This window comes from Pseudonocardia sediminis, from assembly GCF_004217185.1.
In the GTDB taxonomy this organism is placed as follows: Bacteria; Actinomycetota; Actinomycetes; order Mycobacteriales; family Pseudonocardiaceae; genus Pseudonocardia; species Pseudonocardia sediminis.
The window spans coordinates 16,840-40,574 of record NZ_SHKL01000002.1 but is presented as its reverse complement, the minus strand read 5'-3'; the positions used below and the strand labels follow the sequence as shown (position 1 = coordinate 40,574).

General features: G+C 71.5%; 16 protein-coding genes. 11 read left to right on the top strand and 5 right to left on the bottom strand.

Annotated features, from left to right (window positions below; translation table 11 throughout):
* Positions 1-22: 22 nt before the first annotated feature.
* From EV383_RS30625 to EV383_RS30575, 11 genes are all read left to right on the top strand, one after another.
* Positions 23-811 (top strand): flagellar biosynthesis protein FlhF, encoded by a 789-nt coding sequence (locus tag EV383_RS30625; protein WP_130295349.1) that lies wholly within the window; start codon positions 23-25, stop codon positions 809-811.
* A 116-nt stretch (positions 812-927) separates the two neighbouring features.
* The gene (locus EV383_RS30620) at positions 928-2,706 is read left to right on the top strand and encodes a TrbL/VirB6 family protein (protein ID WP_130295347.1); all 1,779 of its coding nucleotides are present in this window, start codon (positions 928-930) and stop codon (positions 2,704-2,706) included.
* The gene (locus EV383_RS30615; RefSeq protein ID WP_130295345.1) at positions 2,703-4,235 is read left to right on the top strand and encodes an SCO6880 family protein; all 1,533 of its coding nucleotides are present in this window, start codon (positions 2,703-2,705) and stop codon (positions 4,233-4,235) included. Before EV383_RS30620 ends, EV383_RS30615 begins: the two co-directional genes overlap by 4 nt.
* Positions 4,232-5,947, top strand: a complete 1,716-nt coding sequence (locus tag EV383_RS30610; RefSeq protein WP_130295343.1) for an ATP-binding protein — start codon at positions 4,232-4,234, stop codon at positions 5,945-5,947. Before EV383_RS30615 ends, EV383_RS30610 begins: the two co-directional genes overlap by 4 nt.
* 5 nt (positions 5,948-5,952) lie before the next feature.
* Entirely contained in the window at positions 5,953-7,077 is a 1,125-nt protein-coding gene (locus EV383_RS30605; protein WP_130295341.1) for a C40 family peptidase, read from the top strand.
* Positions 7,078-7,158: 81 nt separating this feature from the next.
* Positions 7,159-7,932, top strand: coding sequence for a J domain-containing protein (locus tag EV383_RS30600; RefSeq protein ID WP_130295339.1), 774 nt, complete (start codon positions 7,159-7,161; stop codon positions 7,930-7,932).
* Positions 7,932-8,693 (top strand): hypothetical protein, encoded by a 762-nt coding sequence (locus EV383_RS30595; RefSeq protein ID WP_130295337.1) that lies wholly within the window; start codon positions 7,932-7,934, stop codon positions 8,691-8,693. Before EV383_RS30600 ends, EV383_RS30595 begins: the two co-directional genes overlap by 1 nt.
* Before the next feature lie 21 nt (positions 8,694-8,714).
* Entirely contained in the window at positions 8,715-10,541 is a 1,827-nt protein-coding gene (locus EV383_RS30590) for a type IV secretory system conjugative DNA transfer family protein (RefSeq protein WP_130295335.1), read from the top strand.
* A 1,285-nt stretch (positions 10,542-11,826) separates the two neighbouring features.
* Entirely contained in the window at positions 11,827-14,100 is a 2,274-nt protein-coding gene (locus EV383_RS32815; protein ID WP_165438612.1) for a hypothetical protein, read from the top strand.
* A gap of 406 nt (positions 14,101-14,506) precedes the next feature.
* On the top strand, positions 14,507-15,145 hold the full coding sequence (locus EV383_RS30580) for a hypothetical protein (protein ID WP_130295333.1): 639 nt from the start codon (positions 14,507-14,509) through the stop codon (positions 15,143-15,145).
* 1,361 nt (positions 15,146-16,506) lie between these two features.
* On the top strand, positions 16,507-17,481 hold the full coding sequence (locus EV383_RS30575) for a tyrosine-type recombinase/integrase (RefSeq protein WP_242623544.1): 975 nt from the start codon (positions 16,507-16,509) through the stop codon (positions 17,479-17,481).
* Between the two features lie 135 nt (positions 17,482-17,616).
* Here the strand turns inward: EV383_RS30575 and EV383_RS30570 are convergent, their stop codons facing one another.
* The 5 genes from EV383_RS30570 to EV383_RS30550 form a co-directional block, all read right to left on the bottom strand.
* Positions 17,617-18,477, bottom strand: coding sequence for a ParB/RepB/Spo0J family partition protein (locus EV383_RS30570; protein WP_130295329.1), 861 nt, complete (start codon positions 18,475-18,477; stop codon positions 17,617-17,619).
* Positions 18,478-18,480: 3 nt separating this feature from the next.
* Entirely contained in the window at positions 18,481-19,239 is a 759-nt protein-coding gene (locus EV383_RS30565; protein WP_207223899.1) for a ParA family protein, read from the bottom strand.
* Between the two features lie 902 nt (positions 19,240-20,141).
* Positions 20,142-21,341: a hypothetical protein gene (locus EV383_RS30560; RefSeq protein ID WP_130295327.1), complete on the bottom strand. Its 1,200-nt coding sequence runs from the start codon at positions 21,339-21,341 to the stop codon at positions 20,142-20,144.
* 290 nt (positions 21,342-21,631) lie between these two features.
* Positions 21,632-22,039 carry a hypothetical protein gene (locus EV383_RS30555; RefSeq protein WP_130295325.1) on the bottom strand — a complete coding sequence of 136 codons (408 nt, stop codon included), beginning with the start codon at positions 22,037-22,039 and terminating at the stop codon, positions 21,632-21,634.
* A 405-nt stretch (positions 22,040-22,444) separates the two neighbouring features.
* Complete coding sequence (locus EV383_RS30550; RefSeq protein WP_130295323.1) at positions 22,445-23,623, bottom strand: hypothetical protein; 1,179 nt, start codon at positions 23,621-23,623, stop codon at positions 22,445-22,447.
* Positions 23,624-23,735 lie beyond the last annotated feature (112 nt).

Genomic DNA, 23,735 nt, shown 5'->3' with positions numbered 1-23,735 from the left:
CCGAAGTGGTCGCGGGCGCGCGGTGGCGGTCCTGGGCGGTGTCGGTGTTCTGGCGTTGCTGCTGGTGATCGGGCTCGTGGTGTCCCTGACCGGGCTGTTCGCCTCCGACGACTCGTCGTCGCCGGCGGCTGGGGCTGGGTCGAGCGCGGACACTGCGCCCCCGGCGGCGGTGCCGGCAGTGGGGAGTGGTCCGCAGGCGGAGGCCGCGCTCAGCGCGCAGCCGATGATCTCGCTGCCCGATCAGGCGGCGCTCCCGCACGCTCTGTCGACCCGCACTGCCGGCCCGGCGATCACGTTGCCGCTGCCCCAGCAGGTCGCGGGCACGCTGGTGGCGACCGGGTTTCCCGCCACCCCGGAGGGGGCGATCGGGCAGCTGTCGGAGCTGATGCAGGTCGGGATGGCCGGTGGTGACCCGCAGGTCTGGGCGCAGGCCTACGCCTCCCTGGCCGAGCCGGGAGCCGCGCCGGCGGCGCAGACGGCGACGGGCCGGGATCTGGTGTCGCTGCGACGCGCGGCGAACATGGCCCCGACCGGGCCCCGGACCGGGATGACGATCTCCTGGACCCCGACCGGTGCGCAGGTCAAGGGCACTACAGCCGATGGCTCCTACACCGTGGCGTGCGTGTTGGGCGAGCTCGTGGCCGACTACAACGGCCGTGTCGTCAACGGCGGCTGGGGCAACTGCCTGCCGATGCGCCGGGTCGACGGCCAGTGGCGCATCGCCTCGGGCCCCACCGCGGCGACCGCCCCGTCGGCGTGGCCGGGCAGCGCCGAGGCCGTCGCGGCGGGCTGGCAGGAGATCCGCCGATGACGTTCCCCGCGATCGCTGCGCTGACCTGGCCCGCGCAGCCTGGCCCGCCTGCTCCCCCGCCACCACCACCGCCTGCCGACACCGGGGGCGGGGAATCCGGCGGCGGGATTGGTGATGTGCTGGGGAACCCGATCGCCTCGATGGCCGAGAGCGCGTTCGACGCCGCGATGCAGAAGGTGTGGGACGGCGGGGTCTGGCTGCTCAAGGGCGCGTTCACCTTGGCCGACAACGTCTCTCAGGTCGACGCCGCCACCGCGATGGGCGGCGAGGGCTCCGGCGCGTTGTGGCCGTCCATGGTGTGGCTCTCGGCGATGATCGCTCTGGGGCTGTTCTTCTATCAGATCGCCTCCGTCGCGATCCGGGGCGGACGCGGCATGTTCCGCGCCGTCTCGGGCCCGATCCAGTTCGGGATCGCCGTTGCGATCACTACCGGCACGGTCGCGACCCTGCTCACCGCCGCCGACGGCCTGACCACGATGTTCCTGCAAACCGGGCTGGACTCGGCGAACTTCTCCGCCGTCATGGACAACCCCGACTTCGCGGCCCGCGTCGGGGAGAACCCCGACCTCGGCGACGCCGAGGACAACGTCCGCTCGATGATCCTCGGCCTGGCCGCGGTGTTCGGGGTCATTCCCGCCGGCCTCGGCTTCGCCCTGCAGATGATCTTCCGCTACGCGGCGGTGCTGCTGCTGGTGGCCACCATCCCGATTAGCGCGGCCGGGCTGGTCGCTGATGCCACCGCGTCCTGGTTCTGGCGGGCGCTGCGCTGGCTGCTGGCCGCGATCCTGCTCAAGCCCGCCTTGGCCCTTGTGCTGGTGATCGGGGTCAACATGATGGCCCGCGCCACCGGGGTTGCCGGCATGCTCGCCGGGACGGCGATCCTGCTCATCTCGGTGTTCTGCCCCATGGTCATCTACCGGCTGCTCGCCTTCGTCGATCCCGGCACCGGCGCCGGGATGGCGCTGCGCTCGGCCGGGTCGGGCGGGGGCTCGAGCGAGCCGGGCAGCGACGGTGGCACCAGTGAGTCCATCAACACCGCTCGCCAGGCCGACGCCGCCCGCGGACCCGGCGGCGGAGGCGAGTCCAGCGCCGTAGGCGGGGAGCTCGGCGGCAGCACCGCCTCCCCCGCTGCCGCCGGGCGGGCCGGTGCAGCGGGCGGTGGAGGTTCCGCCGCCGGTGGAGGCGCGGCAGGCGGCGGTGCCGCGGCAGGCGGTGGCACCGCCGGCGGCGCTGCCGCGGCGGGGGGCGCGAGCGGCGGCGCTGCCGCGGCCGGTGCGGGCGCGGTGGGTGGAGTGGCCGCCGCGGCGGTGGTCGGTGGCTACCTCGCCACGAAAGCCGCCGCGCAGGCCGCGGGCGGCTACGCCTCCGGGCAGATGGCCCAGACCGGGATCGGCCACCCCGGGCCCGCCCCGAGCGCAGGGCCCAGCGGCGCCCAGATCGGGGCCGCAGCCTCGGGGGCGAACGCCTCGGCGAACTCGACGCCGGGCCCCGACGGCACCTACGCCTCCGGCGGCGAGACCAGCCCGATCGAACCCACGAGCCCGGGCGGAACGAGCGGCGGCGAGAGCGCGGGACCGGAGCCTCCCTCGGTGGGCTCCGGCCCGCCCGAGGTCGGGCGCCCCGAGCCCGGCTCCACCGCGGCCATCGAGTCCTCCGGCGGATCGAACCCCCCTCCTGAGGCCCCTCCGGCAGTCGCCGGCCCGGACGGGGCCGAAACCCGAACGACACCACCGGCACCACGTGAGCCCGGCAGCACAACCCCACCGGCCGACCGGCAACAAGCCACGGCACCGCCCAGCCCGCCGTCAACACCGCCCGGCCCGGCGACCTCGCCCCGCCGCACCGATCCCGGTCCCGGGACTCGACCTGATCCACCACGTGAGGAGCGACGATGAGCGTCGGGACCCATGCCCGGGGCCCGCGGGTCTACCGCGGGCTCAACCACCGGGAGGGCTTCGGCTGGATCGCCGGGCTAACCCCGGTCCAGGCCCTGCTGATCATCGCCGTCGTCGCCCCGGCGGTGCTGGCGATGTCGCGCAACCAGTGGAGCCAAGCTCTGTCCTGGGGAGCGTTCGCGGCCGTCGTCGCCCTCCTGGTCGTCGTCCCCGTCCACGGCCGGCCGGCGTTCCGCTGGCTGGCCGACCTGATCATGTTCCAGCTAGGAGTGCTGATGCGCTGGTCACCGTGGCAGTCCCGCGCCGCCGCCGGACTCGCCGGAGCCCGCAACGAGCCCGACCTGCCCGGCGTTCTCTCGCGCCTGGAGTTCCCCGACGGGCCCGAGTTCCACGGCTCGCGGCTGTGCCTGATCCACGACACCGTCGAGGGCCGCTGGGGCGCGACGGCGAAGCTCACCCACACCGGGGTCGGGATGCTGTCGGAGGACGAGTGCGAGCGTCTGGCCTCTCGGCTGGGCTCGATGCTGGTCGGTATCGGGCACCGCGAGGTCGTCGACCGCATCTCACTGCTGGTGCGCACGGTCCCCGACGACGGCACCGAGTACGCGGTGTGGCGGGCGAAGCACGAGAGCGCCGACGCCCCGGCCCTGGCGCGGCGGGTCACCGCGGAGATCGACCGCGACGTCGCCAGCGTCAGCGTGCGCACGGAGCTGTTCGTGACCGTGTCGGGCACCGAGGACTCCCTGCGCCGCCCGGCCAAGGCCGCGGGCGGGGGCGTCGCCGGCCGCGCCTACGCCCTCTACCGGCTCCTGGAAGGGGTGTCGGACAGTCTGCGCGGGCTCGGGGTGCGGCAGGTGACGTGGCTGACCTCCAGCGGTGTCGCCGAGGCGATCAAGACCGGGTTCAACCCCGCCGCCGCGGCGGGGCTGTCGTATCAGCACCTGACCCGCCCGGACCCCGACGGGATCGTGGGCCTGCCGATCTCGCAGGCCGGCCCGGCGCTGGCCCCGGTACCGGCGGCGCGGGCCTATCACCACGACGGGTTCTCCACCGTGTCCTACTCGGTGCAGCCACCGGAGTCCGGGACGATCTTCGGGTCCCTCGGGCCGCTACTCGCGGTCCGGACCGCGGGTGAGCGCCGCACCCTGCAGATCCACTACGAGATCCTGTCCCAGGCAGCCGCCGCGCGGGAGGTGCGGTCGAACCGGTTCCGCAACAACGTCCTCGTCGACGCCAAGGCCGCGCGCGGGTTCAACACCACCGCGATGGACACCCGCCGACAGGGCGGGGCCCGCGAGCAGGAGGCCGCCGTCGCCGCCGGGCACGCCCTGGTCCGCTTCACCGTCGCCAGCTCGCTCACCGTGCCCGCGGACTGGAACCTCGAGGACCATGCAGCGCGGCTGGAGAACGACTCCTCGGGCCGGTTCCGGTTGCTGCGCCTCGAGCTCGCCCAAGACTCCGCGTTCGTCGCCGCCGCCCTCCCGGTCGGGATCGGGCTGCCCCGGTTGAAGCGGGCGTTCGACTCATGAGCCGGCTCTGGTACCCCGGCCGGCGGAGGCCCGCTCCGCCGCGCCCCGCCGGTGAGCTGCTGTCCCAGTTCACCGATCTCTCCGGCGTACCGACCACCAGCGCGCCCGAGCCGGTCGAGGAGGAGGACGCCCCGGTCTTGCGCCGGAGGCGTGGGGGCCGGGAGCGGGTCAACACCGCGGCCGCACCCCGGCAGGGCCACCGCGAGGCCGGGCGCGGCTGGTCCGCGGTCGACGCCTCACGCCGGGCCCCGACCTATCGGGCCACTACCTCGGAGATCGGCGGGTTGTTCCCGCTGCTGGCCTCCAACGGTGTCCCCGCCATCGGCGCGCGACTCGGCTATGACACCCAGTCCGGGGGCGCGTTCTACGTCCACCCCACCGAGTGGGTGCTGCGCCAGATGGTCACCAACCCGAACCTCGTCGTGTTCGGCGAACCCGGGCGGGGCAAGTCCTCGACGGTGGTGGCGCTGATGCTGCGCATGATGCTCTTCGGTGTCCGCTCCCTGATCTCCGGCGACGTCAAGGGCGAGTACACCCCGCTGCTCAAGGCCTTGGGGATCACTCCGATCGCGCTGGGGCGCGGGAGCGCGCACCGGCTCAACGCCCTCGACCTCGGCCCGATCCGCACCCGCTGGCCCTCGTGGTCAGCGGAGCGTCAGCGCGAGGAGCTCACCGGGATCCTGGCCCGCTGGACCCGGCTGCTCACCGCCTTGGCCGAGGCCCAGGGCTACCAGCCCACGGTGACCGACGAGCTGGTCATCTCCACGGTGCTGATGCGTCTGGTCGGCGCGGAGGACAGCTACACCGAGCTGCGCCCGATCACCATCCCGGACGTCGTCCGTCAGCTGTCGGACCCCGACGACGACCTGTGGCAGCGCACCCGGTTCGCGAGCCATCGCCAGTTCGTCGACCACACCCGCCAGATCACCGACGCCCTGTCCAACCTCGTCGTCGGCCCCCTGTCGGGTCTGTTCGACGAGCCCACCAACTTCGACCTCGACTGGGACGCCCCCGTGCAGTCGATGGACCTGTCGCTGCTGCGCAGCCGCGGGGACCAGGCGATCGCGGTCGCGCTGACGTGCCTGGGCTCGTGGTCGTCGATGATCACCGACCTGCAGGACGACGGCGACGTGCGGATCGTGGTCCGCGACGAGGTGTGGCGCCAGATGCGCCTCGGCCTGCGTGCGGTCCAGGCCGTCGACTCCGACCTGCGCCTGTCCCGGGCCGAGCGCAAGATCCAGCTCCTGGTGATGCACAAGCCCTCCGACCTGCTCTCGGTCGGCGCGGCCGGCTCCCAGGAGGTCTCGATCGCCAAGGACCTCCTCGCTCTGTGCTCGACCCGGATCCTGCTCGGTCAGTCCACCCGGGTCGGCGACGAGCTCGCTGAGGAGCTCGCCCTGTCCGAACGCGAGCAGGCCGTGATCACCGGCTGGGCGATGGAGGGCCAGGGCCGGGCCTTGTGGAAGATGGAGAACTCCCCCGGTCTGAAGATCCAGACCGTGCTCTCGGCCACCGAGCGGGCCGTGTTCGACACCAACGCCGGCCTGCGCGCCGCACCCCCTGCCGCCGCGGTCGGTCCGGCGCAGTCGCGCCCGCGGCTGACCGCCGTCCCCTCCCCCGCTTCCTCGCCCGCGCCGGCCGGCGGGACCGCCTCGGCCGCGGAGCCGGCTGCGGGGGTGCCGTCGCGGGTGAACGGGACCTCGCGGCGGTGAGGTAGGTGGAGCAGAAGAAGGGGACGATCGCCCTCGCCGCCGGCGCCGCGGCGCTGACGCTGCTCGCCGCGACCCTGATGATCGGCATGGCGATGGTGACCGCCCTCGTCGGCGGCGCCCTGCCCGGCGGGGGATGTGGCGGCGACGGCGGTCTCGGCGGCGGGTCGCAGGCGATCGGCGGCGCGGAGTGGAACGCCGAGCAGACCGAGAACGCGGCCACGATCGTCAACCAGGTCGTGCAACGCGGGCTGCCCAAGCGAGCCGCCGTCATCGCCATCTCCACCACCATCGTGGAGTCGCAGCTGCGCAACGTCGGCTACGGCGACCGCGACTCCCTCGGGCTCTACCAGCAACGCCCCTCGCAGGGCTGGGGAACACCGGCCCAGATTCTCAACCCCGTCGGCGCGACGAACGTGTTCCTCGACCGCCTCCTCGAGCTGCCCGGGTGGGCCACCCTGCCCCCGGGCGAAGCCGCCCAGGGCGTGCAGCGCAGCGCGTTCCCGGACAAGTACGGGCCCCAGGAAGGACCCGCCGCGGCGCTGGTCGACCAGTTCTGGGTCGGCCCCGACAACCCGGTCCCCGCACCCGCCTCCCCCGCGGCACCGGAGGTGTCGTCGGTGGCCTCGGTGTTCGCCTGCCCGGACCAGGGCGGCGCCGGCGTGCCACTCGCCCCGTCGAACATCGACCCGAAGAAGCTCCCGCCCGGGTTCACCCCGCCCGCCGACCCGGCCCAGCGCGCCGCGGTCACCTACGCCCTGGCCCAGCTCGGCAAGCCCTACGTGTGGGGGGCAAAAGGACCGGACTCCTTCGACTGCTCCGGGCTGATGCTCGCCGCCTGGGCCGCGGCCGGCGTCCCCGTGCCGGCCGGGACGGTGAACCAGAAAACTGCAGGCACCCCCGCCACGATCGCGCAGGTCGCCCCCGGCGACCTGGTGTTCATCCCGGGCTCGCTCGGCTCACCAACCAACCCGCGCCACGTCGGGATGTACGTGGGGAACGGGCTGGTGGTCAACGCCTACGACAGCTCCACCGGGGTCGTGCTGCAGCCGCTGAGTGACTGGGCCGACAAGGTCGTCGCCGTGCGCCACATCGCCGGCCCGGTCGGGCGGCCCGCGGCCGCAGCCCGGTGACCGCCGGACTCGCCGAGGCGTCCCCGCGGGGTGGCCGGTGACGGCCGGGATCACGGTTGTGTCGGTGCGAGGTGCTATTCGATGACGATGCACCCGCACCCCGGGAACGACCCCTACGTCGAGCTCGGGCTCACCGCCTCATCGAGCGCGCAGGACGTGCGCCGCGCCTACCGGCGCCTCGCCCGCGAGCTGCACCCGGACCTGAACCCCGACCCGGGCGCCCCCGACCGGTTCCGCGCCGCCGCGGCCGCCTACGCGACCCTGTCCGACCCCGCCCGCCGGGCCGACTACGACACCACCTGCGCCGGCACCGCCGCCGCGGCGGCGGATCCGCCGCCCGGGGGCGGCGACTACGTTCCGGGCGGCTCCGTCGTCGCCTACACCGACTACGTCCCAACCGCTCCGCAGAGTCGGGCCCCTCCCCCACCGCCGCTGGCCCCCGGGCCGGGTCATGGCGCCACGACTCCGAGCCTGTGGCCGCCGGGGTGGCCAGTCGGCCGGGTCGACCCGCACCGCGGTGTCGGGCCGGTGCTGCTGGCCGCCTGGCGGATCGCGCCGCTGCCCCGCCGCCGATCGAGCAAGGCCCTCGCCGGCGCCTCGGTCGCGTTCCTCTACTGGGTCGCCGGGCCCGCGGTGCTCGCGCTCCTGCCCGCCGGGCCCCGGCCGTGGGTCGCGCTGGTGCTGGTGCTGACCGTGTGGGTCGTGGCGGCCCGCTGGGCCCTACGCGCGCTGACCTGGGCGTGGTTCGCCCTCACCGACGCCGCCCACCGGGGCGCGGCCCGCATGCGCCGCGCCACCGGTGGGAACCGTCCCGGCACCTCGACCTCGGCGCCACCACCAGGAAGGGACTGCTGATGGGCTTCCTGCAACGACGCCGGGCACCGGCCCCGTCGCCCCGCCCGCCCGGCGGGGCACCCGCCTCCGGCGAGGGCCCCGGGATCACCCGGATCACGTGGCAGCCCGAGGAACGCTCCGGATGGGCGCGGCTGCCCGAGCGGCCCGTGCACCTTCTGCACTTGGCCGGATGGTGCCGCGACCCGGCGCTCGCGGCCTGGGCCCACGACCCCATCACCCGCCGCAGCCCCGGCGGTCAGCACTGGCAAGACATCGACGCCTGGTGGATCGACACCGGTTCCCTGCTCAGCATCCGAGCCCGCCGCCGCCTGGTCCCCGACGGCACCACGACGGACGGCCGCCCGCGCCTGCGGGCAGGCAGCTCGCCGTGGACCGTCCAGCTCGCCGCGCACCAGCTGACCGGGCCGGCGCCGACGGTGCAGCGCTGGTCGCGGCCACCTCAGACGGGCGAGGGCCTCGCGACGGGCCTCGACATCCGCACGACCACCGCGGCCATCGGCCTACTCCCCCAAGCCGTGCAGCACGTTGTCGGCCGGCCCACCGGGCAGGGCGCGATCCGCACCTCCCCACCTACCGGCGGTTACAGCGACCAGGTCTACGCCCACCGCCGCAGCGACAGCGAGCTCATCGCCGTGGCCGCGATCCGGCAGGCGGGCGCTTTCCCTGACCCGGACGCCGCGATCGACGCCGCGGACTGGCACGTCACGACCTACCGAGCGCGCATCGACCCACCCGCTCGGCACACGCTCGGCCCCGGCTGAGCCAGGAGCGAGGAGAACGCGATGGCGCTCACGGCGCGCGGACCGGCCGCCCAGGAATGGGTGCTGCTGGCGATGGTGCTCACCGTGGCCACCCCGGTGGTGGCGGCCGCGGTGCTGTCCATGGCGGCACTCGCCCTCGCCGGCGCCTTCGCCGGTGGGCCGCTGGTGTGGCCGAGCCTCTCCGACGTCGTCACCAGCTTGGGTGTGCTCAGCGGCGACCAGATCGGGGCGCTCCCCGCCCCGTACGCGGCGCTCGCGGGACAGCCGGGCCTGTTCTGGGTGACCGCGGCGGTGCTGGTCGCGGTCACCGCGGCCGCGGCGGCCCTGCTCGGCGTTCCGGCCTGGATGCGGTGGGGACCGACCCCGGCCGGGCACGCCACCCGCCGCGAGATCCACCGTCAGATCTCCCCCGCCGCCTGCCGGCGCCAGGCGCGCTACACCCGCCCGACCTTGGCGCCCCGCTCCCCCTCCGACGAGATGGGCACCCCCGTCGGCCAGGGCCCGGGCGGCCCGCTGGTGATCCCCCACCGCCACCACGTCGGAATCATCGCCCCGACCCAGGCCGGCAAGACGCGACGCCTGATCACCCCGATCGCGCTGGCCGCCCCGGGTGCGATGTGGTGCCAGTCGACGAAGCCCGACATCCTGCTGCACACCGCGCTGGCCCGGACCCGCCGGCCGGGGGCCGGGCCCGTGCTGGTCCTCGACACCACCGACACCGTGTCCTGGCCTGCGACCCTGAAGTGGTCGCCGATCTCCGGCTGTCAGGATCCCGAGACCGCGCGGCGGCGGGCGATGACCCTGGTCGAGGCGGCCGCGGTCACCGTCGAGGCTGGCGACGGCCGTGGCGCGGGCAACGACCGGGTCTTCCGCGAACGCGCGGTCATGGTGATGCGCGCCTACCTCATCGCCGCCGCCCTCGATCCGGGCTCGGACGTCGACGATCTGCTCGCGTGGGCGGCGAACCGGCAGGGCACCGCACCGGTGGAGATCCTGGCCAAGAAGGGACATCCGAAGATCGCCGCCGACCTGCGGGCCGAGGCGAACATGACCGCCCGGACCGCGGACGCGGTCTGGATGAGCGTCCGCCGCGTTCTCGAGCCTCTCGCCAGCCCCCGGGTCCGCGCCTTCTGCTCCCCCGCGCCGAACGAGGCCGTGGATCTGCGCACCCTCATCGGGGCCAGCGGAGCCGTGTACGTCGTGGCCGGGCGCCGGCAGGCCCCGGACTGGGTACCGCTGCTCACGGCCCTGGCCGAGGAGTGGCTCCACACCGCTCAGGCAATGGCGCTCGTCGGCCCGGGGGAACGACTCGACCCGCCCGCAGTGGCGGTCCTGGACGAGCTCACCAACGCGACCCCGATGCCCGGCCTCCCCGACGTCATCTCCGACGCCGCCGGCCGCGGCGTCCTCACCCACTGGGCCGTGCAGTCGGTCGCGCAGCTCCAAGGTGCCTTCGGCGAGGGCCCGGCCGCGGCCCTCCTGGAGAACTCCAGCACCAAGGTCGTGTTCGGCGGCATCTCCGATGCCACGACGCTCCGGTGGCTCTCGACCGTGTTCGGCGAGCACGAGCAGCTGCGTAGCCAGACCCAGACCGACGGCCTGTTCAGCGGCGGTCGCAGCACCCGTAGCACCGAGGTCGTCCCGACGATGCGGCCCGGCGACGTCCGGGTGCTCGATCCGGACCAGGTCCTCGTCGCGCACGGCAACCTCCGCGCCGTCCGCGCCCGCACCCTCGACCTCACAAAGCGCCGCGACTGGCGCCATCTGCATGCCGACGCCGAGTCCATCCGAGGCGGCTACGCCGAGGTCAACGCGGACGGCTACTCGACTCTTCGGGCACGGGCCTAAGCCGGAGGACCCTCCGACACGGTTGGGCGCGAAATCTCCGGCGGGATCGGCAGCGCTGACGTCGGTGGCGGCTCGCTGGCCGGGGGGCGATCCGCAGTCGAGGGGGGCGCGGATGACGGCGGCCCGGAGGGGTCTGGCCTGCCTTCGCTCGCACCCGGAGGCGGCGCAGGTGCGGGTACGGGCGCCGTAGGCTGCGGCGACATCGGCGCGGGCACCGGCACACCGGGGGCTGGCGCTTGTCCGTATCCCCCACTGGTGGGGGTGCAGTAGAAGCCAGGTGTGCGGTCGATGGGAGTGCAGTACAGGAAGAAGCCCCCGCGCTGGGGACCAGTGGTCTACCCGGTCGGCCGTGATGAACCGGCAACCGTGGTCAAAGGCGCACTCTCGGCTGAGCCTTGAGCAGTGCCTGCCTCTGCTCTGTCGCAGGCGACCAGCCCGGAGAGCAACGCCATGCCCAGGATGCATGTCAAACCCGTCCGAAGCGGTCGGGCCGGCGTTGCTGTGTTCATGGATCCTCCGCGTCAGTGGTCTGCTGAGAAGACGGCTGACAAGCCGTTGGGTTGGCGACCGAACGGCGTAATGTCCGCCTCGATGCCATCAGCCCCGCTGCGGCGAATGCGGGCACAGCTTGCGGAACGCGCCCGGTGCAGATCCTCCCCTGCCCACGCCCTTCGCATCCCGCCTCCGACAGCAACTGAGCGGGGACGACCCGACGGTCTCGGTCAGAGGTCGTCTACTCGTGTTTCAGCTGCCTGGCCGGTAGCGGTGGATGCCGCTTCGAATTCTACGGCAGAAGAATGCAACGCGATTGATCCTTACAGGATCACGCCACCTGCACCGTAGGGCCATGACCATCTGAGCAGAGGCCGCAACATGACCTCTCTCCGTCATTAACTATGATGATTTTCGTCGATCGACAGTCGTGACTGCGTGACAAATCGGACCGAGCGAGCGAAGCCCCCAGGACAGGGCAGACCCCTACACCTGTGGGAGACCTACGATGGCAAATCGGCGTCGCAGCACGTTCACGACCTGCGCTTATCGTCTTGCTGCGGGAGGTCTTGGGGTCGTCGTCTCGTCACTTTTGGTCATGACTACGACACCGGCCGTCAATGTTGCTCTGCAGACGTCGGCAACTCCTTCGACCGTTATCTCTGAGCTGTCTCTCCCGACTGCCGTGGCGGTCGACCCTGCTTCGGGCACAGTTTTCCAGGTCGATCCGTGTGGCGCTCGCTTGCTGATCTTTGTACCGAGACCGGGTGGCGGTTACAACCAGGTCGCAGCGGTGCCTACTGGGGCCGGCCCTGTCTCGGTCGTTTTCGACGCGCGCTCCGGGAGCGTCTACACGGCTGACCAGCATGGTCGCTCAATTACGACCATCGCCTTCAGCGCTGGGAGCTGGAAGGCCACTCACACAACGACGCTGAGGTTCGCGCCGAGCACTGTCGTGGTCGACAGCTCCGGAACCGTGCACGCGACATCCGGGCCGACCCGCCACCTCACTGGTTGCGGCGCTCTCGCCACACCGCCGGGGAGAACGAAGTACGAGTCTGGGTACCGGCAAGACTCAGGTCGTCCAATCCCCGGCGGGCGGATTTCGATAGACCCCACCGACCCGACCGACCCGACCGACCCCACGGACCCGACCGACCCGACCGACCCCACCGACCCGACCGACCCGACCGACCCGACCGACCCCACCGACCCCACCGACCCCACCGACCCCACCGACCCCACCGACCCCACCGACCCCACCGACCCCACCGACCCCACCGACCCCACCGACCCCACCGACCCCACCGACCCCACCGACCCCACCGACCCCACCGACCCCACCGACCCCACCGACCCGACCGACCCCACCGACCCCACCGACCCCACCGACCCCACCGACCCCACCGACCCCACGGACCCGACCGACCCGACCGACCCGACCGACCCCACGGACCCGACCGACCCGACCGACCCGGGGTCGGAGCCGGCGCGTCTAGCAGCGTTTGTGGACGACATCCGCGATGCGGGGTGGGATGAGCGCTCGGCGTCCTTCGATCCGGATGACTACGTGATCACCTACGGCAACGGTTTCATCCGCGCACGAGACGCCTCGGGCGAGAACGTGGAGTTCTGCTCAGGCACCTGCACCGACGTAGCAGTGGGTCAAGCAGGTGTCGACGGCGCCGCCGGCCAGAATGGCGGCGTTGGCTACTGCATCGGCACGTGCTCGAACGTCGCTACTGGCGGGAGCGGGGGTGGCGGTGTTACCACCCTCGATGAGTTTGGAGCCGCCACATCGACTGCAGGCCGAGGCGGCGACGGCGGCACCGGCTACTGCATCGGGCAATGCAGCGGCATCGCAGCCGGTGGGGCCGGAGGCTTAGCGTCCGGAACGGGGGCCGACGGGGCAGCTGGTCTGTACGTCGGCAACTTCCTAGCCCCCTCTGGAAAAGATGCTCGGGCTGTCGGTGGCGCCGGTGGAGCTGGTGGGACCGGCACGTGTTCCGGGACGTGCAGCGGCGTCGCCACAGGAGGGGCGGGCGGCGACGCAACAGCCGTTGGCGGCGATGGAGCCGGAGTTTTCGACGGCGGTGGGTTCTACCTGGGGGGTCGCGGCGGGGATGCCTCTGCGGTGGGTGGCGCAGCCGGAGCCGCGGGTACCGCGAACTGCACCGAGAACGACTGCACCTCCGCCCCGAGTGTTCCCGGTCGTGCCCAGGCCGTTGGAGGTGACGGAGCAAGCACTGGTTCCACTTATGCCGGTCAAGGCGGCGCCGCTCGCGCCGTCGGCAGCATGCCGTTCGCTCGTGGTGGTGACGGGGGTGATTCCGACTCCGTGGTCGCCGCCGGACGCACTGACGACGTCCTTGGCGGCGGGGACGGTGGCATCGCCACGACCGAGGGGAATGACGGTATCGCCGCTGGCGGACGTGGCGGACGGGGCGGTGATGGCCCCGAATCAAGCCTCAACGGCGAAGCCCTCGGCGGTCCCGGCGGGAGCGGCGGCAGCGCAGTGACAGACGGCGCAGGATCGTTGGCTCGCGGCGGAGACGGCGGCGCTGGAGGGAACGGGGACAGCGTCGGGCGCGGAGCCGTCGGGGGTGCGGGCGGTGCTGGGGGTAATGCGTTCGCCTACTCAGATAACTCCACCGCCACCGCGGGACGAGGTGGCGATGGCGGCGTGGCCACCGCACTGGGAGCCGTCTCCGCCGGCCATGGGGGTGACGGCGGATTCGCCGAGCTCGGAGGGACCGGCTCGACGGGGCGTGGGGGCGACGGTGGCCGTGGAGGCGACTCACGGATCAGTCAGGCAGGGACGCCACGAACCGGGACTGCGCGGGGAGGTGGCGGCGGTGATGGAGGACGGGCCTACAGCAACCAGCTACCGACGGCCATCGAGAACAGTGACTTCTATGGCGGGTCAGGCGGTGACGGCGGGGATATCACTCTCCCGCCTGACGATGACGGTGTGGAGGGCGATCAGCCAGGTCCTGCGGGTCAGGGCGGCGCCGGCGCCAGCGCCGACGGCGCAGACGGTGCCCCAGGACTGGTGAGGACCGGCTGATCCGGACTCACGTGTTCGCAGCGAGTCCGTCGTAGAGGCTGGCTGGTGAGGTTGCGGCCGGCGAGTCCGATCCGTGGCGAATCCTGTCAGCCCAGCGGTCGAGGGCTGCATGGTCGCGGTCAAGAACTAGCAGTGAGATCTCACAAACCTCGAAGGAGTGGTCCACATGTGGCGACACTTGCTGTGGAGTCCAATAGTTGTCGGCGCCGTGATCGTCCTTACCGCATCATCTTCGGGGCCGGCTCCGGAGACCGCCTCGGCGTTTGACATGGCACCTACGGGATCCGCCATGGCGCCGGTCGTGAGCGGGTCGGCCCCGGGTTGCGAGCCGGTTCCAAACAGCATCCGAATTCCGATGCGATCTGACAGCTCCCCAGCTCCCGACCTGTCGGGACTCGGCGTATGCATGACCGTTTCCCCCTCGCCTCGAACAACTGTCATTATCAACAAGACTACCGACGCCTATGTAGTGACATCCACTCAGGGCGCTACCGGCACGCAATATGGCGAGCTGCCGCTCTCCGTAAGGGCGTTCCGCGAGGTTGCCGCCCGTGTTAAAGAGCCTGAGTTTCAGCTCGAGCCTGGTTCAGCACTAGCATTTTCAGGTTTTCCTAGCAGTCTCCGGATCCGCATCAGTCCTGCTTTTCAGCGACAGTGGATGACGTTCGAAATCATGCATGCTGCTGCAGAGCAGGCTCGAGACAGCCTGCCGAACCTCATCTTTAACAACGAGAAGTATCGTTCCGCCGCGTCGACATGCATGGATGCGGCGAGCAGGACATTTATCACGGCAACAGACGGCCCGTATAAGTCGCAGACCCTGATCGAAAGTATCGGACTCGGATCGAAGTCGACCCAGTGTGGCCTTGACCTCGTCTCAGCAAACAACGAGCGCAAGCTTCTAGCCGCGCCAGCGACCAGCCTGGGAGCGTCTCCTCCACCGGACTTACCGCTCAACCTGTTCGCCCATGAGGCGAGTAGTGTCGCTGGCCGAATCGACCAAGGAATCGCAGTCAGTAACAAGATCGTTCAAATTTTTCGATAACTCATCACCTGTAGGTGATACGTGCTGCATCTTCGGTACATCCGGCCCCGAGCACGGGCCGGGGATATCGAGTCCGTTTGACGACGTCATACCTAAGCGACTAATGAAACACGGTGCACGTTGACAAGAAGGTCTGGCGATCAGCGCAGCGGAGCGTCGCCGCTCGACGTGTCAACAGTCTTCGGTCAAGCAGCAGCGCTTCTGACTGCTAGCGCAGCTCTGGCGTTTATCGCTGGCAACTTGGTCCTACTTCTGCGGAGCTGGTTCCAGAGATTTCCATGGGGCGCCCTACTGCAAGACGTCTCTGTCGCAGACATTCAAATTGTCGGGGCCGCCGCAATCCTCCCTACGCTCTTCGTCGCAGGACTCTGGACAACCCTGGCCATCAGAACCATAACTTCACCCTGGAAACAACGGAAGCTGCCCAAATCCGAGTCGCCAAGTCGGGCGTCCATAGCCGTGGTCGGCATTTTAGCAAGCATCTTGCTGACGCTATCGGTGCCAGTCCTCATTAAGCTGCGATCAGGTTCGGATCAATTCTCCGGGCTGCATCGAAGTCTGACGGAGTGCTTCGTTGCAGTCGCGGTTCTGGCGGCACTGTTCTCTGCAGTGGCCGCCCTCCTTCTTCCAAAGACAGCTGCCCTGGGTAACGACTCCGCTAGGAATCTGCTGTTCGCGTTCGTTACAACGCTGTCCCTGCTACCTACCGCTGTTGGCATTGTTGCGACTTCCCCGTTCCCTCCCGTTCTAGTCTGTTTGCACACGCAACCGCCCGTCAGCGGCGTTCTGATTGGTACCTCGGACACGAACACCTACATCGGAAGACTGCCGAATGACCGGCTCGACGACCCCCGGAGCAGGTCGGTGCAGGTCATTCCGACCGTGGATACGACTACCGTGTTCATCGGTTCCTCGATCGTGAATAGTTGCCCGGGCGCTCCTCCCAGCTCCGCTTCGCCGCGGTGACTGCCGCAACGATCAGCGCTCCAACCAGCACCAGGACGACAGCGGCAAGACATCGTGTCCGATAATGTCGCCTTATCGGACTTCAGACGGGTCTGCGCAGGTCACGGCGGGTCGCCCGGGTTCTGTCGGGGGTGCGCGGCACACTGCGCACCGACAGGGCGGAACGAGTTCGGAGCAAGGAGCGGGGGCGACCGGCCGTGGGACGAGGCGGAGCGCGAGGCGGGCGCAGGACCGCAGCCCCCTCCCCCGCTGCTCGCTCCACTGCCGCTCCCGCTCCCCTCTCGCCCACCGCGCCGGCGGTGGTAACGCCGTTACCACCCGGCGCCGTATCTCCAGCTGCGAGCGCCGACGCACTGCACGCCGCGGTCGGGGAGTACGCGGCTGCGGCGCGGGCGGTGAACACGTGGCGGGCCTACCGCTCCGATCACGCCCGGTTCGCCGCCTGGTGCGGAGCCCAGGACCCGCCCGAGTCGGCGTTGCCGGCGGCGCCGGTGGTCCTGGCCCGCTACCTGGTCGCGCACGCCGGGGCGCGGCGGCCGGCGACGCTGGCGCGGTGGTGCTCGTCGATCGCGGTCGCCCACGACCTGGCTGGGCACCCCTCCCCCACCCGCGACGAGCAGGTCCGCACCGTGCTGGCCGGGATCCGGCGCACCCACCGCACCCGCCCCGCCCGGGTCGCCGCGGCCTCCCCGGATGATCTGCGGGCGATGATGATCCCCCTGGACCCGAAGAGCCCCCGCGACGCCCGGGACCGGGCGCTACTGCTGATCGGGTTCGCCGGCGCGCTGCGCCGCAGCGAGCTCGTCGCGCTCACCCTCGGCGACATCACGCTCGACTCCGACGGCCTCCGGATTTTCATTGCCTCGTCAAAGACCGACCCGCACGCGCTCGGGCACACCCGCGGCCTGTCCTACGGCTCCGACCCCGCGACCTGCCCGGTGCGGGCCTGGCAGGCGTGGCTGCAGCACCGCCTGCACTCCCCCACTGCGCAGCCCGCCACCGGTGACCCGGCCCGGACCGAGCCCGGACGGCCGGCGCCCGGACGACCCGGCACCGGGGACGCGTCGCGGCTCCTGCCCGCCGCAGGCGCGTTCGTGGCGGTGGACCGGTGGGGGCGCCTCGGTGAGGCGGCGCTCTCGGACCGGTCGGTGGCCCGGATCGTCGCCGAGCGCGCCGACGCGGCCGGGCTGCCCGGGCACTGGGCGGGGCACTCGCTGCGGCGCGGGTTCGCCACCACCGCGCACGCCAGCGGCGCGTCGGAGGTGGCACTGATGCGACACGGGCGGTGGCGGTCGAGCTCGTCGATGCGCGGCTACATCGACGAGGGCACCGTGTGGTCGGACAACCCGACCCGGCGCCTGGGCCTCTGACCGACAAAGCACTCCCCCGGCCCGTCCGGCTCGCCGGCCGCGCGTACGGGCCCGTGAGACAGCGGTGCGGGGTGGTAACGCCGTTACCACCCCGCACCGGGATCGAGCAGCGACCGCACCGCAGTCGCGGGACAGTCAGCCCTCGGGCTCGCCCTCGGACAGCAGGCGCACGAGCTCGGCGAGCTCGTCGGTGCTGAACAGACGCCGGATCGACTCCGCGGTCTTCGCCGGGCTCGACGCGGTGATGGTCCGCCGGGTGGTAACGGCGTTACCGGTCTCGGCGCGCTTGCGCCGGTACGGCGCGCCGGCCGCGGCGATCACCTTCTGCTCGGCCTCGGACAGTCCGCCAATCTCGCGGGCCGCCTCCACCTTGAGCAGCCCCTCGTCCAGGGCGTCGCGCAGCTCCGGGATCAGGCCGAGCAGCGCGATCCGCTGGGTGACATAGGGGTGGCTGCGCCCGATCCGGGACGCGAGCTGGCGCTGCGAGATCCCGGACTCGGTCAGCACCTGCTGCATCGCGACCGCCTCGTGCAGCGGGCCGAGATCGCGGCGGTGGCTGTTCTCGACCAGCATCACCTCATACATCGAGGCGACCCGGTCGTCGTTGACCAGCGCCGGCACCTGCTCGAGCCCGGCGGCCGCGGCGGCCTGCAGGCGCCGGTTGCCGATCAGCGCCACCCACCGCGCGCCGTGCAGGCCGCCCCGCTCCTTGGGGTAGCGCTCCAGGAACGCCGCGGTGGAGCAGACCACGATGGGCTGCAGCACGCCGTGCGTACGGATGGTGTCGACGAGCTGGTCGAAGTCCTCGCCGCTGCTGTCGCGGTCGCTGCGCCGGTTCAGCGGGTTGGCCGCGACCTGCGACACCGCCAGCGCCGTGGTGTCCGGGCCCGCCGGGACGTCCTCGGTGGCGGCGCCGCGGGGCTGGCGTGGGGGAGGAGAGTAGCTGTCGGGGACCTCCTCGCGGGCGAGCTCGGCGAGGTTCACGCGCTTGCCCACGGCTCAGCCCTTCCCGGGGGCGGTAACGCCGTTACCACCGTCGCCGTTGTCAGGCCCGCCGTTGCCGGCATTGTCGTCGGGGCCGGCGTGTCGCGGGGAGCCGCCGCCGCTGCCCAGTACCTCCAGGGCCAGCTTGAAGAAGTCCTGGCGGGCCTCGAGCGCGACGCGGTTCTTCGCGTACTGCACGACCGTGACGCCCTCGGCGGAGGCGCGGGTGTGGAGCTTGTAGTGCCGGATCACGGTGTGGAAGCACGGCCAGCCGCGGGCCTGGACGTAGTCGCGGGTCTGGTTCAGGTCGCCCTCGCCGTCGCGGGGGTCCCAGTTGTTGAGCAGGACCCGCCACGGCACGCCGGCCGGTTCGATGACCCGCTGAATGGAGCGGGTGGCGGGGGAGAAGGCCATCGGCTCCGGCTCCAGGGGGACGATGACGTCGTCGGCCTGGGTCAGCACGGTCTGCAGGATCGACTCGTCCTCAAGGCTGCCCGGGGTGTCGACGAAGATGTGCGAGTACTGCTGGATCTCGCGGAGCTTGCCCAGCAGGGCCGGGTTGTCGTGGCACTGCTCGAAGTCGAACGGCAGGTCGTCGCCGACCCGCTGTGCCCACTCCAGCATCGACGCCTGGGGGTCGGTGGACACGCCGAGGACGGGGGAGTTGTCCGCCGTCCCCCCGAGGGTGTCGGCGACCACGGCCGCGAGGTTCACGGTGACGGTGGTCTTGCCGACCCCGCCCTTCTGGTTGGCGATGACATGGACACGCGCCATGGAGTTGTTCCCTCCGTCTGCTTCCCACCCGGCGGGTGGTACTTCGGATCGCCGGACATCATGCCAGAGGGATCGGCGCAAACGCGGAGGCGCTCCGGGGCTCTCGGTACTGGATCGACGTCGCCGTCCGCGGGTCGCCAGGCGAGCCCAAAGGTCCGGGGCCCGGGGGGCCGTGCCCACGAATCCGGGGGAGGGGTGGGGTGGTAACGCCGTTACCACCGCAGCGGTCGAAGCCGGGACGGGCAGCCTTGAGCTGCGCGGCGCGACACTTCGGGGACCGGTCACCGCGTGTTGTGATGTCGTTGTCGTGTCGCAAGGTCGAACCGTTGTATGCTGCAGAGGCGAAAGCGCCCCTTCTCGACAGGTTGGGGAAATCGCCTCGGCTTCGGCCGGGGCAGCGTCGCCCCGGTTGCAGGGCCGGACGGCGTGAGTTCTCGACGAGGCGGCCCCCGGCCAGGGGCCGCCTCGTTCTCTGTTCGGGGCAGAGCATCGATCCGGGCACCTGTGATGCGAACAAACGTTCGATCAATTGCTGACGTGGCGCCGCGGCTCCTCCATCTCGTCCACGTCCGCTGCGCTCCTCTGATCCCTTTCGGGGCGCCGTCGTCGGTATCAGCGGCGCCGAACCTCGCGTGCGAACCAGCTGCCGCCGCCCGGCGCACCAGTCACGAAATCGCTAGCGGTCGATCGCCTGCTCGGATCCATGGCTCCGGCCGGGCCCGTGCCTGCTGCTGGGTCCTCGGCTCGCTCCTGGTCGCTGAGCACTGAGGCGCCGGCTGAGCCCGGCCTGGACTCGGACAGGACGGACCGGCGCCGGCCCCCGCCATCGCCGCCGCGGCCCACGAACGCGGCCTGGACTGCCGACGAGGAGACCGACGGCGCCCTGGCCCTCCGCCTGGCGTCTACTGCGCCGCGCGCCGCCGCTCCCGCAGGTCGTCGAGGTGCGCGGCCAGTGCCGCACGTGCGGCGTCACGGGCCGCACGGCGGTCCGCAGGACAGATCACCTGCGGAGCGGGACGCGGCACCGGGGGAGGGGTCACCTGGATCCGGTGTCCGACGACGCCGCGGGGGAGCTCGTTGAGCCGGCCCCGCCAGGGCTTGAGCCGGTGGGCCAGCACGCGGAGTGGGTCGTCGGCGCCGCGGCAGGCGTCGCCGCGGTTGCGGTCGGGCCGGTCGGGGTGGTGGTCGACGGCGTGCAGGATGCCGGCGATGCAGGCTCCCTGGTCCCACCAGGTTTTCAGGATGGCCCGGGCCCGCCAAATCTCGATCTTGCCCGCTTGTCGGCCGTCGAGGCCGAGACGTGAGACCAAGGTGAACGTGGCGGCGTTTCTCTCGCCAGGATTGCCGGGGACGGCGTGGGACGGCCAGCGTGGCTGGGGGGTGGGTTGAGCCCGTCTGCCGTCTGTCAAGGGCTTACTACTCACGTTAGAAGTAGGGAGGTCGCCACTTTCATCCACAGGGGACAGCGGCGACGGCGCGGTCGCCTTCGGGGAGGGGAGTGGACGGTCGGTGACCAGGGCGTAGGTGGGGGTGCGGTTGGTGTCGGTACCGAGGAACTCCGCGGTGGCGCCGGCCTCGACGACCACGACGAGGCCGCTGTCGCGGGCCCAGGCCAGGACACGGGAGACGGTGCGCGGCGCCCGCGCGCCGGCCTCGCCGAGGCGTTCGGCGGTCAGGCCGGTGATCAGTCCGGTCGTCCAGTCCATGTGCAGCACCAGGCGGCGCAGGATCAGGGCCCAGCTGTGGCGTTTGTCGGTGCGCCACTCCTCGTCGTCGACGCGGCGGGCGATGTCGGCCAGGGCCTCGGTCTGTGAGGTGAGGACCCGGTAGCCGGCCTCGATGAAGTGCCGCCACCCCGGGTGCGGGGTGAACTCGCCGGCGTTGAGGCGCCGGCGGGCTCGTTGTAGGCCGCGGGCCATGGCACGCTCGGTGGCCCGCTGCCGCGCGCGGGGGCGCGGGGCCCGGCCCGGCCCGGTGGTGGGGCCGCCGCGGTCGGTGCTGCGGGCCGCGCGGCCGCGCGGGGCCCGCCGCGACGGCGCGACGGCGCGGATCCCGTAGCCGCACGGGTCCGGTGCCTGGTCCTGCAGGAGTGCGCCGTGCATGACGCAGCGGGTGTTGTCGGGGCCGGATGCGAGCGTGAACGCGCCCTGCTCGTAGCAGGGCAGGCACCACCCGGTTCCCGGATCGGTGTCCGGGCATGACGGGGTGGCCCCGTGTCGTGGTCGCGCTGGATCCGGCCCAGGATGTATCCTGGACACGCGAAAGCGCCCCTTCTTGACAGGTTGGGGATTTCGCTCCGGTTCGCCGGAGCACCGACGTCACATCGGGTGCAGGTCCGAGTGACGCGAGATCGAAACGAGGCGGCCCCCGGCCAGGGGTCGTCTCGTTCTCGTTATGAGGCCCGTGTCAGTGGCAGCTCCTGTTGGGCGGGGTTCGACGGTGTCGTCGAGCTCTTGGCGGGGAGCTCGTCGAGGTGGCGCAGGCCGACCGCGATCAGCGCGGCGGCGGTGTCGGAGTAGGACCAGTCGAGCTCGGCGGCGATGTCGCGCACTCTCTGGCCGTCGGTCTGGGGCACGCGGATCATCAGTGCGTCGGTCCCTGGGGCGGGGGCGGTGGCCTCCTGCAGGTGGCGGAGGCCGACGCTGATCAGCGCCGCAGCTGTCTCGGAGTGGTACCAGCCGCGGTCGGAGGCGACGGAGCGCAGCTGCGTGCCGTGCGCTTCCGGGATTCGGGTGCCGATGGCGACTCGGGGGCCCTTGGAGGGGCGCCCGATCCGCCGTGCGGCTGTCCGCTTCGCCATGGCGAGATCATGGCCGATTTTCTGAAAGGACGGTAGTCGACACGCCGTCCCTACATCACTCCTGAGCGTGAACAGGCCTGCCCCGCCCAGATCCGCGGGCCGTCGGGTGGGGCGCCGTCGAACTGGCACCGGGATACGTGTCGAGCGACAGCGTGGCGTCAGTAGTTCGCGACAGATCGGCTGTCAAAAGGCGACAGACCAGGTGTCAGTGACCGTGACTATGTCGATGACCCCGGCCAGGGCCTCAGATCTCGAGGTGAAACGGACTCGCCGAGTCTGATGCCGTTGAGAGGACGTGGTCGCTGGTGAAGCAGCCCTCCGGCACCTCCTGACGGGCGTCCTGACCAACGAAGCCTGCATTGGTTGAGGTGCTTCCATCGGAAGCACCTCACGATCGTTGGCAGTTCACACGCGCCGCGGTGGTACGTCTCGGCGGACCAGGGCGCCGGTGGAAAGTAGTTGCACCAGGGTGGCGGCGAGATGCACGGCGGCCTCAGCCTCGGCGCTGGTCTGGTCGCGGGAGTTCTTCCCGCCGCCGTGGCGGGACACCTGCCCGGTCCAGAGTCGGTCGAGCATCGCTACCAGCGGTCCGACGCCGTCGTTGCCAGCGCGATCGACGAGCACGAACCGCCACTTGTGCCCGCCCTGCTGCAGGTGGCTGACCACCTTACCCAGGGTGGCGTCCTCCTTCGGCAACACCAGCGGGCAGGCGAGCTGCTCGACCGCACGCACGGCGTCGCGGTAGCCCGTGGTCGGGTCCGCCTCCCTCGCATAGAGGGCACCCCAGGCCTGACGGAGCAGCTGACCCGCCGTCGGATCGGCGGCCATGGCGTGATCGGCAGCGGCCTGCACGGTGGTGTCGATACGTCGAATCAAGCACAGCCGGTCGTTGACGACCCCGACGGTGTAAACGGAGTCAGCGTCGTCGAGCAGTTCAACAAGCTCGCCGATCTCGGCAAGGCGGGGGTACCCGCCCTCGGGGTCACTGGAGAACATCTGAGACCAGCGTCGCTGGTCAGCCGCGGCGTCGTCGAGCTGCAGGGCGAAGTCGACGGCGTCGAGCAAGTCGTCACCGGAGCTGACCCAGGGGATCACTCGCAGGTCGGAGCCAGGCATGTCCTGAACCGCATCGAGGGCCGCGCGCAGCGAGCTCCCGGGCCGGGTGATCCTGTCACCCATCCGCAGCCGCACCCGCCGCTCGAGCCGGTCGGTGAGGAACGCGGCCAGCCAGGTGCGCAGCGGCGGCGCCAGGTACGACGGCACCCCGGCCTGGCGCGACGTACGGGCGCGGGTACCGCTGCGCACCGACAACGGCTCGACCGGAAGCTGGGGCACGGCGCGGACCCTACGGCCGACCCCCGACAAACCGCGCACATGCGGGCGCGGCTTGCCGAGCGTGATCCCGAACATGGGTAGCCGGCGGGCGATCCGAAGGTCGGTCAGCGGTTGACCGACGGGACGTCGGCGTAGCCCCAACCCGATCAGCTCGCTCGGGTCGCCAGTAGCGGCCGCGTCCCGAAACGCCTGCTCGGCATCAACCTCGCGCCCCGGCAGATCACACAGTCCTTGACGAACCAACGCCACGGCCTGGAACCGGGTCCGCAACCTGGCAGCGCAATCAGCCCGGCGGGAGTTCACGTTAGGGGTGTGCTGGCGTACTAGGACCTGACACGGTTGTCGATCCTGCTGGAGGTTG

Bases quoted from the DNA above. Each gene is read 5' to 3' on its own strand.
- EV383_RS30590 (WP_130295335.1), top strand. From the start codon at position 8,715: ATGGCGCTCACGGCGCGCGGACCGGCCGCCCAGGAATGGGTGCTGCTG.
- EV383_RS30560 (WP_130295327.1), bottom strand. From the start codon at position 21,341: ATGCACGGCGCACTCCTGCAGGACCAGGCACCGGACCCGTGCGGCTAC.
- EV383_RS30610 (WP_130295343.1), top strand. From the start codon at position 4,232: ATGAGCCGGCTCTGGTACCCCGGCCGGCGGAGGCCCGCTCCGCCGCGC.
- EV383_RS30580 (WP_130295333.1), top strand. From the start codon at position 14,507: ATGACCGTTTCCCCCTCGCCTCGAACAACTGTCATTATCAACAAGACT.
- EV383_RS30600 (WP_130295339.1), top strand. From the start codon at position 7,159: ATGACGATGCACCCGCACCCCGGGAACGACCCCTACGTCGAGCTCGGG.
- EV383_RS30555 (WP_130295325.1), bottom strand. From the start codon at position 22,039: ATGGCGAAGCGGACAGCCGCACGGCGGATCGGGCGCCCCTCCAAGGGC.
- EV383_RS30615 (WP_130295345.1), top strand. From the start codon at position 2,703: ATGAGCGTCGGGACCCATGCCCGGGGCCCGCGGGTCTACCGCGGGCTC.
- EV383_RS30595 (WP_130295337.1), top strand. From the start codon at position 7,932: ATGGGCTTCCTGCAACGACGCCGGGCACCGGCCCCGTCGCCCCGCCCG.
- EV383_RS30565 (WP_207223899.1), bottom strand. From the start codon at position 19,239: ATGGCGCGTGTCCATGTCATCGCCAACCAGAAGGGCGGGGTCGGCAAG.